This is a genomic window from Micromonospora sp. M42, assembly GCF_000568915.1.
In the GTDB taxonomy this organism is placed as follows: domain Bacteria; phylum Actinomycetota; class Actinomycetes; order Mycobacteriales; family Micromonosporaceae; genus Micromonospora; species Micromonospora chalcea.
On the sequence record NZ_KK037233.1, the window covers coordinates 3,396,828 to 3,408,887 of the forward strand.

A 12,060-nucleotide genomic window follows, 5' to 3' on the forward strand; every position below is an offset into this window, starting at 1 on the left:
GAAGCGGGCGGCCGCACCGGCCGGATCAGACCAGGCCCTCCTCGCCGCGTTCCTTCAGCTCGTCCACGACCTTCTTCACGTCCTGCGCGCGGTCACGCGGGCAGACCAGCAGCGCGTCCGGGGTGTCCACCACGATCAGGTCGTGCACCCCCACGGTGGCGACGAGCCGGCCGGAGTGCGACACCACGACCGTGCCCGTGGTGTCGTGCAGCAGCACGCCCGGCTTGGCGTCGCCGCCCAGCACCACGTTGCCGGCGCCGTCGGCCGGCAGCACCTCGCCGAGCGTGTGGAAGTCACCGACGTCGTTCCAGCCGAAGTCACCCGGTACGGTGCCCACCCGGCCCGCCGTCGCCGCGCCCTCCATGACCGCGTAGTCGACCGAGATCCGGGGCAGCGTCGGCCAGACCCGGCCCAGCACGTCGTCCTGCTCCGGGGTGCCCCACGCCGCCGCGATGGCGGTGATCCCGGCGTGCAGCTCGGGCTCCTGGCGGGCCAGCTCGGCGAGGAAGACGTCCACCCGCCAGACGAACATGCTGGCGTTCCAGAGGTGCCGGCCGGAGTTGACGTAGACCTCGGCCACCTCGGCGGCCGGCTTCTCCTTGAACTCGCGTACCGGGCGCAGCGTGCCGTCCCCCACCGGGTCGCCGGTCTCCAGGTAGCCGTAGCCGGTCTCCGGGCGGGTCGGGGTGATGCCCACCGTCATCAGCAGCCCCTGCTCCGCGCCGCGGATGGCCTGCCGTACCACCTCGGCCAGCCGGGCCGGGTCGCCGATCAGGTGATCGGCGGCGAACGAGCCCATCACCGCGTCCGGCGTACGCGCGGCGATCACCGCGGCGGCCAGCGCGATCGCCGCACAGGAGTCGCGGGGCGACGGCTCGACCAGGATGTTCTCCTCCGGCACGCCGGCCAGCTGCCGGGCCACCGCCGCGGCGTGCGCGGCCCCGGTGACCACGAGCGTGCGCTCGGGCGTGGTCAACGGCGACAACCGGTCGACAGTGGCCTGCAGGAGCGAGGCCGGCGTGCCGGTCAGCGGGTGGAGGAATTTGGGATGGCCGGCACGGGACAGCGGCCACAACCGTGTGCCACTGCCACCCGCCGGGATGACGGCGTAGAACATCAGCACATCATGCCCGAAGCGGGCGAGTCGTCACGGTCGGTCGGCCGGGGCCGGCCCGCCGGCCCTCAGGACCGGGCCCGTCGCCAGGCCGCGATGTGCACGTCCGCGCTGGACTCCCAGGTGAACTCCTTGGCCCGGTCGAACCCGGCCTTTGCCAGCGAGAGCCGCCGCGGCTCGTCGTCCAGCAGGGCGGCCAGGTCGGCGGCGATCTGGTCCGGGTCCTCGCTGGTGTACGCCACCGCGTCGCCGCCCACCTCGGGCAGGGACAGGCGCGGCGTGGTGAGCACCGGGGCCGCGCACGCCATCGCCTCCAGGATCGGCAGGCCGAAGCCCTCGCCGTAGGAGGGGTAGGCGGCCACGAGCGCGCCACCCAGGAAGCCGGGCAGATCGGCGTAACGCAGGTAGCCCGGGCGCAGCAGCCGCAGGTGCGACGGCACCTCGGCCACCGCGCGGTCGATGTCGTCGTCGTGCCCCTGCCCGCCCGCGACCACGAGCGCCGGCGGGTTCGGCCGGTCGGCCACCGCCCGCGCCCAGCCGCGGATCAGGTTGGGTACGTTCTTGCGCGGCTCCTTGGCCCCGAGGAACGCGACGTAGCTGCTGTCGCCCAGCCCCAGGCGGGCCCGCACGCGCGCCTTCTCCTCGTCGCCGGGCGCGTGGAAGGCGTCCTGGTCGACGCCGTGATAGGCGACGTCGATCCGGGTCGGGTCGGCGTCCAGCAGCCGGATCAGCTCGTCCCGGGTGGCCTTGCTCGGCACGATCACCCGGCCGGCCCGCCGCAGCGAGGTCTTGATGGCGCTGCGGAAGAACGTCCGGCGCGACTTGTCGTAGTGCTCCGGCTCGGTGAAGAACGTCGCGTCGTGCACGGTGACCGTCACCGGGCATCCGGCCCGCAGCGGACAGGTGTAGAAGGGCGAGTGCAGCACCTCCGCGCCCACCTGCTGGGCCAGCAGCGGCAGGCCGGTCTGCTCCCAGGCCAGCCGCGCCGGCCGGTGCGCCACCGCCGCCGGGGCGGGGATCACCTCGGCGCCCGGCAGCATCCGGGTGTAGCGCTCCAGGTCGGTGCGGAGGCTCACCACCGCCAGGTCGACGCCGGTGCCGCAGACCCGGCCCAGCGCGCCGAGCAGTCCGTCGACGTATCTACCGACGCCGCCACGGTCGGCGGGGACACTCGTGGCGTCGATGAGAACGCGGGGCGGGCGACCGGCGGTCACGGGGCGGCTCCTCAGATGGCGCAGTTGTGGGGAAGAACACTGTCGGCAAGCGTACGCCGCGCCGGGCGCACAACGCTGACCGCGACCCGACGGTACGCCGACTTGACGTTGTCATCGAGTACGCACGCGGGGCGCGTATCGTTCGCGCCGATGGCCGACAACATTGCCCGGGTGTTCGCCGACGCGATCGCGCCGGACCCCACCCGACCGCTGCTGACCTGGTACGACGACGCCACCGGCGAGCGCACCGAACTGTCCGGCGCGACGCTTGCGAACTGGGTGGCGAAGACCGCGAACCTGCTCACCGACGAGATCGGCGCCGCGCCGGGCGACCCGGCCGGCGTGTTGCTGCCGCCGCACTGGCAGACCGCCGCCGTGCTGCTCGGCTGCTGGTCGGCGAAACTGACGGTGACCGACGCGCCGGGGCCGGTGGAGGTGCTGTTCGTGGCCGCCGACCGGGTGGACGAGGCGGCCGGGTGGCCGGCCGGCGAGCGGTACGCGCTGGCGCTCGACCCGTTCGCGCTGCCGATGCGGCAGGTGCCCGCCGGCTACGCCGACTTCGTGACGGCGGTACGCGGACACGGCGACCACTTCACGCCGTACCCCGAGGGTGGCGAGGGGGACGCGGCGCTGCTGGCCCGCGCGACGGCCCGCGCCACCGAGCTGGGCCTGACCCAGGGCGACCGCCTCCTGGTAGACGTGACCACCCACCCCGACCCGGTCGACTGGCTGCTCACCCCGCTCACGGCAGGAGCCAGCGTGGTGGCGTGCGCCCACCCCGACCCGACCCGCCTGGCTTCCCGCGCCGAAACCGAGAAGACCACCCACACCCTGCCCTGACCCTCGCCCGCCCTCTCCCCGTTGATCTTGCAGTTTCGGCCCTCGGGGCGGGTGATTCGCCCCGTTCGCCGGGGCAGAAAGTGCAAGATCAACGGGCGGGTCGACGGGGACGGCGGGATCAGCGAGGCGAGACGGGGCTGTCGGTGGTGGACCGGCGCTGGGCCAGGGCGGCGAACGCCGTCAGGGACTCGGGGTTGGCCAGGGCGCCCTTGGCCGCCGCGCTGTCCACCGGGGTACCCGTGAGGATCTTCTTGACCGGGACCTCCAGCTTCTTGGCGCTCAACGTTCTCGGCACGGCCCGGACCTGGTGGATCTCGTCCGGCACGTGCCGCGGCGACAGCGCGGTACGCAGCTCCCGGCAGATCTTCTTACGCATGTCGTCGTCCAGCTCCAGGCCCTCGGCGAGCACCACGAACAGCAGCAGCTCACCCGCGCCGCCCTCGTCGTCCTCCAGGTGCACGACCACCGAGTCGACCACCTCGTCCAGGCCCTCGACCACGGAGTAGAACTCGGCGGTGCCGAGCCGCACCCCGCCCCGGTTGAGCGTGGCGTCGGACCGGCCGGTGATCACGCACCCGCCGCGCTCGTTCACGGTGATCCAGTCGCCGTGCCGCCACACCCCGGGATAGACCTCGAAGTACGCCTCCCGGTAGCGCGCGCCGTCCCTGTCGTTCCAGAACCCGACCGGCATGCTCGGCATCGGCTCGGTGATCACCAGCTCGCCGAGCTGCCCGATCACCGCGCTGCCGTCGGCCGAGCGGGCCTCCACCTTCGCGCCCAGCGCCCGGCAGGCGATCTCCCCCGCGTACACCGGCAGCAGCGGCACGCCGCCGACGAACCCGGTGCACACGTCAGTGCCGCCGGACAGCGACTGGAGCTGGAGGCGGTCGCTGACGTTCTCGTACACCCAGGTGAAGCCCTCGGCCGGCAGCGGCGCGCCGGTCGAGCCGAGGCCGCGCACCGCGGACAGGTCGGCGACCTCGCGCGGCACCAGCCCGGCCTTGCGGCAGGCCAGCAGGAACGGCGCGGACGTGCCGAAGTACGTGGTGCCGGTGTCGGCGGCCAGCCGCCACAGCGCACCCAGGTCGGGGTGGCCCGGGTTGCCGTCGAACAGCACGATCGCCGCGCCCACCGCCGGGCCGGAGACCAGGAAGTTCCACATCATCCAGCCGGTCGTGGTGAACCACAGGAACCGGTCGGACGGACCCAGGTCGTGGTGCAGCGCCAGCATCTTGAGGTGTTCCAGCAGGATGCCGCCGTGGCCGTGCACGATCGGCTTGGGCAGGCCGGTGGTGCCGGAGGAGTAGAGCACGTAGAGCGGGTGGTCGAACGCCACCGGCGTGAACGTCAACGGCTCGTCGGTCGGCGCCGCCAGCTCCGTCCACGGCAGCGCGCCGTCGGGGGCCGGGCCGTCCGGATCGAGGTACGCGATGGCGACCGTGTGCCGCAGCGACGGCAGCGCGGCCCGGATCGCGGCCACCTCGGCGCGCCTGTCCACAGGCTTGTCGCCGTACCGGTAGCCGTCCACTGCCACCAGCACCGTCGGTTCGATCTGCTGCCAGCGGTCGGTGACGCTGCGGGTGCCGAACTCGGGCGCGCAGGAGGAGAAGATCGCGCCGAGGCTGGCGGTGGCGAGCAGCAGGACGTACGTCTCCGGGATGTTCGGCGCGTACGCGGCCACCCGGTCGCCCGCACCCACGCCGAGGCGGCGCAGCCCGGCCGCCACCCGGCGGACCCGCTCGCGCAGCTCGGCGGCGGTGAGCGTCTCCGGGGCGCGGGTCTGCCCGTGCGCGATCACCGCCGGGTCGTCGTCGCCCAGCCCCGGCATGCGCAGCACGTTCTCGGCGTAGTTGAGCGTCGCGCCGGGGAACCAGCGGGCGCCGGGCATGGCCCGGTCGGTCAGCGTCGCCGTCGGCGGGGTGTGCGCGACCACGTCGAACCAGTCCCAGATCGAGCGCCAGAACGCCTCCAGGTCGGTCACCGACCACTGCCACAGCGCGTCGTAGTCGGCGAACTCCAGCCCGCGGTGCTCGGCCAGCCAGCGCAGGTAGTCACCGATCCGGGACCGCTCCCGCACGTCCGCCGGCGGCGTCCACAGCACGTCAGCCACTGATCCACCCTCCCTGAGGCCCTGCCACGACGGTGTGCCGGGGCCGTGGCGCCATCTTGCCCTACCTCGTGCCGCCATTGTCCGCGCCGGGCACGGCGCACGGGGCGTGGCCCGCCCACACCCCGCACCCCCACCCCATGTGGCCCGCGTGTAAGGAAGGGCCCCCTATTAACGCCTCCGGTAGAGGAAGGGCCCCTTGTTAACACCTCGCCCTCCGCGCGTGTCCAGGCGCCGGTGGAGGCGGCGTGTGTCGGCGGGGGTGTTAATAGGGGTCCCCTCCTCTACCGGAGGCGTTAACAAGGGGCCCTTCCTTACACCTCAGCCGGCGCGGTGGGCCTGGATCGCCCGGCGGCGGGCCAGCCGGTGCGCCCGCCGGATCTCGGCCTCCCGGAAGCGGCGCTCGTCCTCCGGCGTCTCCGGCAGCACCGGCCGGACCGGACGGGGCGTGCCACCCACGTCGACGCCCACGAAGACCAGGTACGCGGTGGCGACCCGGACCGGCTCCTCCTCGGCCGAGTCCCAGCGCTCGGCGACCACCTTCACCCCGACCTCCATCGAGGTGCTGCCGGTCCAGTTGATCTGGGCGTGCGCGTGCACGAGGTCGCCCACCCGGACCGGCTCGGAGAAGACGATCTCATCGATGGAGGCGGTCACCGCGGTGCCGCCACTGTGCCGGGCCGCCGCCGCGCCGGCAACGTCGTCCACGAATTTCATCAGTACCCCACCGTGCACGGTCCCGTACAGATTGACATCGACCGCGGTCATGATGCGACTGAGCGTGACGCGGGAGTACGAGGTCGGTTTACCCGGCGGGACCGCGGGATGATCTGTCATGCCGAAAACGGTACGGTGCGCGGATGCGACATCTCTGGAGCTTCCTCGCCGGGTTGGCGGTGGCGCCCGTCACCTGGGTGCTCGTCACGCTCGGTCAGGACGGATCTGAGCGGACCGTCGACCGCTGGGTGGAGATCGGGACGTACAGCACGCCGAACCTGATCGAGCCGGCCGTCTATCTGGGCGTCGCCGGCATCCTGCTCGGCCTGCTCGGCACGTTGCGCTTCTCGCCGCTCGGCCCGCTCGTGGCCGGCCTGCTGCTCGCGGTCCCGTACCTCGGGCTGTTCGTCGCGCCGTTCAGCGTGCGGGACCGGGTGCCCGGTGACCTGAAGCTGCTCGGTGACCCGCTGCCGCTGCGCGACCCGCTCGACAACGGCACGCTGTTCCTCATCGGCGTGCTGCTGCTGATGGCCGTGTTCAGCACGAGCCGCTGGCGGCGTCCCGCCACACCCACGCCGGCCGAGGCGGAGCTGACCCCGGCCGCCGCGCCGGTGGAGCACAAGCCGACGCTCACCGACTGGCCTCCGGCGCCGGCGAAGGACCCGGACACGCCACCGCTCACGCTGGCGTACCCCGAGAGCCCGACCGAGCCGCTGCCCCGCCGTACCGGCGGCGAGTCGCCGTGGTCCGCCCCGCCGCGCGGCGCGGGCCGGCCGGAGGGCACCGAGAGCCGTTGAACGAGCGCGGGCGGGCCGGTGTGCACCGGCCCGCCCGCCCGAACGCCTCCGGTCAGCCCTTGAGCAGCTGACGGGCCATGACGATGCGCTGCACCTGGTTGGTGCCCTCGTAGATCTGGGTGATCTTGGCGTCCCGCATCATCCGCTCGACCGGGTAGTCGCGGGTGTAGCCGTAGCCGCCGAGCAGCTGGACCGCGTCCGTGGTGATCTCCATGGCGGCGTCTGACGCGAAGCACTTCGCGGCCGCGCCGAAGTAGGTCAGATCCGCGTCGCCGCGCTCGGACCGGCCGGCGGCGGCGTACGTGAGCTGCCGGGCCGCCTCCAGCTTCATGCCCATGTCGGCGAGCATGAACTGGATGCCCTGGAAGTCGGCGACCGGCTTGCCGAACTGCTTGCGCTCCTGGACGTAGCCCTTGGCGTAGTCCAGCGCGCCCTGGGCGATCCCGACGGCCTGCGCGGCGATGGTGACCCGGGTGTGGTCCAGCGTCTTCATCGCGGTGGCGAAGCCGGTGCCCTCGGCGCCGATCATGCGGTCGGCCGGGATCCGTACGTTGTCGAAGTAGACCTCGCGGGTCGGCGAGCCCTTGATGCCGAGCTTCTTCTCCGGGGCGCCGAAGCTGACGCCCGGGTCGGACTTCTCCACGACGAAGGCGGAGATGCCCTTCGACCGGGCTGTGGGATCGGTCACGGCGAAGACGGTGTAGTACTCGGAGACGCCCGCGTTGGTGATCCACCGCTTCACGCCATTGAGCACCCAATGGTCGCCGTCGCGTACCGCCTTGGTGGTCATCGCGGCGGCGTCGGAGCCCGCCTCCGGCTCGGAGAGGCAGTAGGAGAACATGCCCTCCCCGGCCGCTACCGGAGTCAGGTACTTGCGCTTCAGCTCCTCGGAGCCGGCCAGCAGCAGCGGCATGGTGCCCAGCTTGTTCACCGCCGGGATCAGCGAGGACGACGCGCAGGCCCGCGCCACCTCCTCGATCACGATGGCCGTGGCCAGCGCGTCCGCGCCGGCGCCGCCGTACTCGACCGGGATGTGCGGGGCGTGGAAGTCGGCGGACCGCAGCGCCTCGTAGGACGCCTTCGGGAACTCACCTGTCTCATCGGCCTCAGCGGCATGCGGTGCCACCTTGGCCGCACAGACCTCACGGACCGCCTCCCGGATCGCCTCGTGCTCCTCCGGCAACCGGTAGACGTCGAACGACTGCTCTGCGGCCATGTCGGCCCTCCCCTTTCACCGCTATCATGCGCAGTCTGTACCGCCCGGGGGCCGAAGACTGCCGCAAACTGAAGGATAGCCACCGGCCCCTGCCGGACCTTACCGGCGGGTAGGCTCGCGCCCGAGCGTCGCCCGCCCGGCCCCACTACCCTCACAGCAGAAATTCAGTTCCCTCGGTGCCCGGCCCAGGCGCCCCCAGCAGAATGCGACGCATGGAAGCGCCGCCAGTGCGAGCGGAGAAGACAGGCGTGACGATTCCGTACCCGAACACCCAGCCGATGCCCGCCATCGCCGCGGTGACCCCGCCGTCCGGCGCCCCCCGCCCCCGGGTGACGTTCCTCGGCACCGGCTACCTCGGTGCGACCTACGCCATCTGCTACGCCGAACTGGGCTACGAGGTGCTCGGCTTCGACGTCGACGCGGACAAGATCGCCAAGCTGAACGCCGGTGAGGTGCCGATCCACGAGCCCGGCCTCGACGAGCTGCTGCGGCGCAACCTGGCCGCGGGCCGGCTGCGATTCAGCACGGACATCAACGAGACCGCCGACTTCGGCGACGTCCACTTCATCTGCGTCGGCACCCCGCAGCGGGCCGACGGCATGGGCGCCGACCTGTCGTACGTCGAGGCGTCCGTGACCAGCCTGGCCCAGCACCTGACCCGCAAGGCGCTGATCGTCGGCAAGTCCACCGTGCCGGTGGGCACCGCCGAGTGGGTGGAGCAGCTCGTCGGCAAGCACAGCCCGGCCGACCTCGGCGTCGAGGTGGCGTGGAGCCCCGAGTTCCTCCAGGAGGGCTTCGCCGTCGACGACGTGCTGCGTCCGAACCGGATCGTGGTCGGCGTCAAGAGCGAGTGGGCAAACGGCATGCTCTACGCCGCGCACAAGGGCGTCTTCGACCTCGCCGCCACCGAGGACCGCGAGGTACCGCTCGTGGTCACCGACTTCGCCACCGCCGAGCTGGTCAAGGTCGCCGCGAACGCGTTCCTCGCCACCAAGATCTCCTTCATCAACGCGATGGCGGAGGTCTGCGAGGCCGCCGGCGGCGACGTCACCCAGCTGGCCCGCTCGATCGGCTACGACCCGCGCATCGGCAACCGCTTCCTCCAGGCCGGACTCGGCTTCGGCGGCGCGTGCCTGCCCAAGGACATCCGCGCCTTCCAGGCCCGCGCGCAGGAGCTGGGCGCCGGTGAGGCGCTGCGCTTCCTGCACGAGGTCGACCTGATCAACCTGCGCCGGCGCAGCCGCGTCGTGCAGCTCGCCGCCGAGCTGCTCGGCCGCCGCTCCGGCCCGGCCGGGCCGGACCTGTCCGGCACCCGCGTCGCGGTGCTCGGCGCCACGTTCAAGCCCAACACCGACGACGTACGCGACGCGCCGGCGCTCGCGGTCGCCGCGCTGCTCGGCAAGGCCGGCGCCGACGTGCACGTGTTCGACCCGCAGGGGATCGAGAACGCGCGCCGCGCGGTGCCCGAGCTGACGTACGAGGAGACCATGAACGACGCCGTCCGCGGCGCCGACCTGGTCTGCGTACTCACCGAGTGGGCCGAGTTCCGCAACGCCGACCCGGTGGCCCTGGGCGAGCTGGCCAACGGCCGCAAGGTGGTCGACGGGCGCAACTGCCTCGACTCCACACTGTGGACGCAGGCCGGCTGGGAGTACCGCGGCATGGGCCGCCCCTGATCCGCTGACCGCGCGGACCGGCCGCCGGGGAACGTCTCCCGGCGGCCGGTCCGCTTTTTGTTGTCCGGAACGCGGCGGCAACTGTCGAAATCCCGGCCCACTCAAGGCATGCTGCCTCTGGGAGGTCCACAGTGCGAGGGCACGGGCGGACGGGAGACTGTCGTGGAGAGCTTCAGGTGCGCCTCGTGCGGGCAGGACATCAAGCCCGCCGTCGTCTGCCCGCACTGCGGCGCGCACCAGCCGCAGTGGGCCGAGCACCTGGCCGACATCGAGCGCTCGATCGCCGAGATGAAGGCCCGCGACGCCGAGATCGCCCGGGAACAGCGGCAGATCGCCGCCAAGATGCAGGCCGCCCTCTTCCAGCGGGACATCCTGGCGCACGCCGGTGAGGAACGGGTCCGGCAGGCCACCCGGCCGCGCCGGGTCCTGCGCCGCCGGCCCGGCCGCCGCCCGCCCACCGCCGCCACCGGCGCGCCGCCCCGGGTGCCCCGCCAGGGCACCTCGCCGCCCGGGCCGCCGGAGGACCTGCCTCCGTCGCCGCCGCGCGGTCGCCCCCGCTGGCTCGATGCGGACGACCCGGAGCACCCGCCCGAGGCGTCCTCGCGCGAGGTGCAGAACATCCCGCTGGGGCTGGGCGCGCTCCTGCTCGGCGTCGCCGCGGTGGTCTTCGCGGCGGTGGCCACCAGCTCGATGGACGCGCTGGCTCGTCTCGGCGTACTGCTGGTGGCGACGGCGCTGATGCTCGTCGCCCCGCCGGTCCTGGCCCGGCGCGGGCTGACCTCCACCGCCGAGACCGTCGCCGCGGTCGGGTTGCTGCTGGTGCCGCTGGCCGGGTACGCGCTCTGGGCCGTGGACCGGGTCGGCGGCGACGGATCAGGTGCCGCGTTCGCCGGGACGATCTTCCTGGTCACCACGCTCGTCGCCCTGGGGTACGCGTACGGGACGGGTCTGCGCGCGCCACGCTTCGCCACAGTGCTGGCCGCCCAGCCGGTGCTGCCGCTGCTGGCGTACGAGCGGATCACCGGGCCGGTCGGCTGGGCGCTGGTGCTCACCGTGGTGGCCGTGCTCGACCTCGCGCTCGTCCGTTCCGCTGTGGTACGTGAGCGGCCGGTCCGGCGTGACCTGCCCGCCACCGCGCCGGCCCCGCCCGTCCCGCCCCGGCAACGCGCCGACGAGGACCGGCCCGAGTCGGCGCCGGAGGAGGTCGGCGAGGTGCTCGGCGGGGACGCTCCCCCGGAGCCGGCCGCCACCGCCCGGCCGGTGCCGTGGCTGCCCGAGCTGACCTGGCTGCTGCACGGCGTGGCGGTCGCTGTCGCGCTGGCGTACGCGGTCACCGGCCTGCTGCGCGCCGCCACCGTCCCGCCGGCCGCCGCATCGGGCGCGGTGCTGCTGCTCGCCGCCCTGGTCGCGCTGGCCGGCACGCTCGTGCTGCGCCGGCCGCCGCTGCCCGATGTCGGCGCCGGCATCCTCACGCTCGCGGTGATCGGCGCGCTCGGCCGGGTCGCCTCGGTGGCCCTGCCGGGCCGGTCCCTGCTGCTGATCTCCGCCGTCATCGCGCTGACCGGGCTCGCCGTCCGGGCCGTACCGGAGGCGGCCCGGCGGGGTCCGCAGCTCGCGTCGGCGGTGGCGCTCACGGTCAGCGGCCTGGTGGTCGCCGGTGGCGCGCTGCGCGCCGGGCTGGCGCCGCTCCGGGCCGCGCTGCCGGCCTGGTCGGCGGACCTGAGCGGATGGCACGCCGAGCTGGCCCGGGCGGTCGGCCCGACCGGCTGGCAGCTCGCCGCCAGCGCGCTGCTGCTCACCGTCGCCGCCGTGATCGCGCTGCCGCCCGAGATCCGGCGTGAGTTCGCGGTGGTCGGCGCGGCGCTCACCGCGCTCGCCGTACCCGCGTCGCTCGGCCTGGGGTGGGCGGCGGCCTGCTGGCCGATGCTGCTGACCGCGGTCGTCGTCGGTGTGCTCGGGCTGAGCGCCGGCACCGAACGCGCGGCGGTGACACACGCGGTCACCGCGGCCGGGCTGGGCCTGATCGGCGCCGGCGCCGCGCTCGCCCGGCCGGCGCTGACCGCCGCGGCGCTGACGCTGCTCTTCCTGGCCGGCGCGCTGGTCTCCCTCGCCCCTCGGGTCCGGCTCGCCGCCGCCGCGACCGACACCGTCTGCGCCTGGGCGGCCGGCGGCGCGGCGTTCGCGCTGCCGGGCGCCGTCGCCGCGTTCGTCGCCGCCACCGCGCCGACCCCGCCGATCGCCACTCCGGCGAACCTGCGCGAGATCACCGTTCCGATCCTCGCGGCGAGCTTCCTCGCCGTCTGCGTCACGCTCGGCTACGCCGCCCTGGTGCAGGTGGCGCAGCGGCACCTTGAGCATTTCCGCACGCGCTGGGCACCG

At 73.6% G+C, this 12,060-nt stretch carries 8 protein-coding genes and 1 pseudogene; 4 read left to right on the plus strand and 5 right to left on the minus strand.

Annotation, left to right across the window (positions count from 1 at the left end):
- Positions 1–25: 25 nt before the first annotated feature.
- Together MCBG_RS15345 and MCBG_RS15350 are read right to left on the minus strand one after the other, a co-directional pair.
- Positions 26–1,117 (minus strand): mannose-1-phosphate guanylyltransferase, encoded by a 1,092-nt coding sequence (locus tag MCBG_RS15345; protein ID WP_043330633.1) that lies wholly within the window; start codon positions 1,115–1,117, stop codon positions 26–28.
- A 65-nt stretch (positions 1,118–1,182) separates the two neighbouring features.
- Positions 1,183–2,328 (minus strand): glycosyltransferase family 4 protein, encoded by a 1,146-nt coding sequence (locus MCBG_RS15350; protein ID WP_030501347.1) that lies wholly within the window; start codon positions 2,326–2,328, stop codon positions 1,183–1,185.
- A gap of 150 nt (positions 2,329–2,478) precedes the next feature.
- Here MCBG_RS15350 and MCBG_RS15355 point away from each other — a divergent pair, with 150 nt between their 5' ends.
- A complete protein-coding gene (locus MCBG_RS15355; RefSeq protein WP_043326485.1) occupies positions 2,479–3,168 on the plus strand; it encodes a TIGR03089 family protein in 690 nt (229 codons plus the stop codon).
- A gap of 118 nt (positions 3,169–3,286) precedes the next feature.
- Here the strand turns inward: MCBG_RS15355 and MCBG_RS15360 are convergent, their stop codons facing one another.
- Complete coding sequence (locus MCBG_RS15360; RefSeq protein WP_043326486.1) at positions 3,287–5,278, minus strand: acetoacetate--CoA ligase; 1,992 nt, start codon at positions 5,276–5,278, stop codon at positions 3,287–3,289.
- A 318-nt stretch (positions 5,279–5,596) separates the two neighbouring features.
- Positions 5,597–6,112: an acyl-CoA thioesterase gene (locus MCBG_RS15365; protein WP_030501344.1), complete on the minus strand. Its 516-nt coding sequence runs from the start codon at positions 6,110–6,112 to the stop codon at positions 5,597–5,599.
- 23 nt (positions 6,113–6,135) lie between these two features.
- On the opposite strand from MCBG_RS15365, the gene MCBG_RS15370 reads away from it, so the two are divergent.
- Complete coding sequence (locus tag MCBG_RS15370; protein WP_043326487.1) at positions 6,136–6,789, plus strand: hypothetical protein; 654 nt, start codon at positions 6,136–6,138, stop codon at positions 6,787–6,789.
- Positions 6,790–6,841: 52 nt separating this feature from the next.
- On the opposite strand, the gene MCBG_RS15375 is transcribed toward MCBG_RS15370, so the two are convergent.
- Positions 6,842–8,005: an acyl-CoA dehydrogenase family protein gene (locus MCBG_RS15375; RefSeq protein WP_043326488.1), complete on the minus strand. Its 1,164-nt coding sequence runs from the start codon at positions 8,003–8,005 to the stop codon at positions 6,842–6,844.
- A 248-nt stretch (positions 8,006–8,253) separates the two neighbouring features.
- Here MCBG_RS15375 and MCBG_RS15380 point away from each other — a divergent pair, with 248 nt between their 5' ends.
- Positions 8,254–9,681, plus strand: a complete 1,428-nt coding sequence (locus MCBG_RS15380) for a UDP-glucose dehydrogenase family protein (protein WP_043326489.1) — start codon at positions 8,254–8,256, stop codon at positions 9,679–9,681.
- A gap of 162 nt (positions 9,682–9,843) precedes the next feature.
- Positions 9,844–12,060, plus strand: a pseudogene (locus tag MCBG_RS15385) (permease); the annotation flags it as partial.

Coding starts and splice junctions, on each gene's coding strand:
- MCBG_RS15345 (WP_043330633.1), bottom strand. CDS start 1,117: ATGTTCTACGCCGTCATCCCGGCGGGTGGCAGTGGCACACGGTTGTGG.
- MCBG_RS15355 (WP_043326485.1), top strand. CDS start 2,479: ATGGCCGACAACATTGCCCGGGTGTTCGCCGACGCGATCGCGCCGGAC.
- MCBG_RS15365 (WP_030501344.1), bottom strand. CDS start 6,112: ATGACAGATCATCCCGCGGTCCCGCCGGGTAAACCGACCTCGTACTCC.
- MCBG_RS15370 (WP_043326487.1), top strand. CDS start 6,136: ATGCGACATCTCTGGAGCTTCCTCGCCGGGTTGGCGGTGGCGCCCGTC.
- MCBG_RS15375 (WP_043326488.1), bottom strand. CDS start 8,005: ATGGCCGCAGAGCAGTCGTTCGACGTCTACCGGTTGCCGGAGGAGCAC.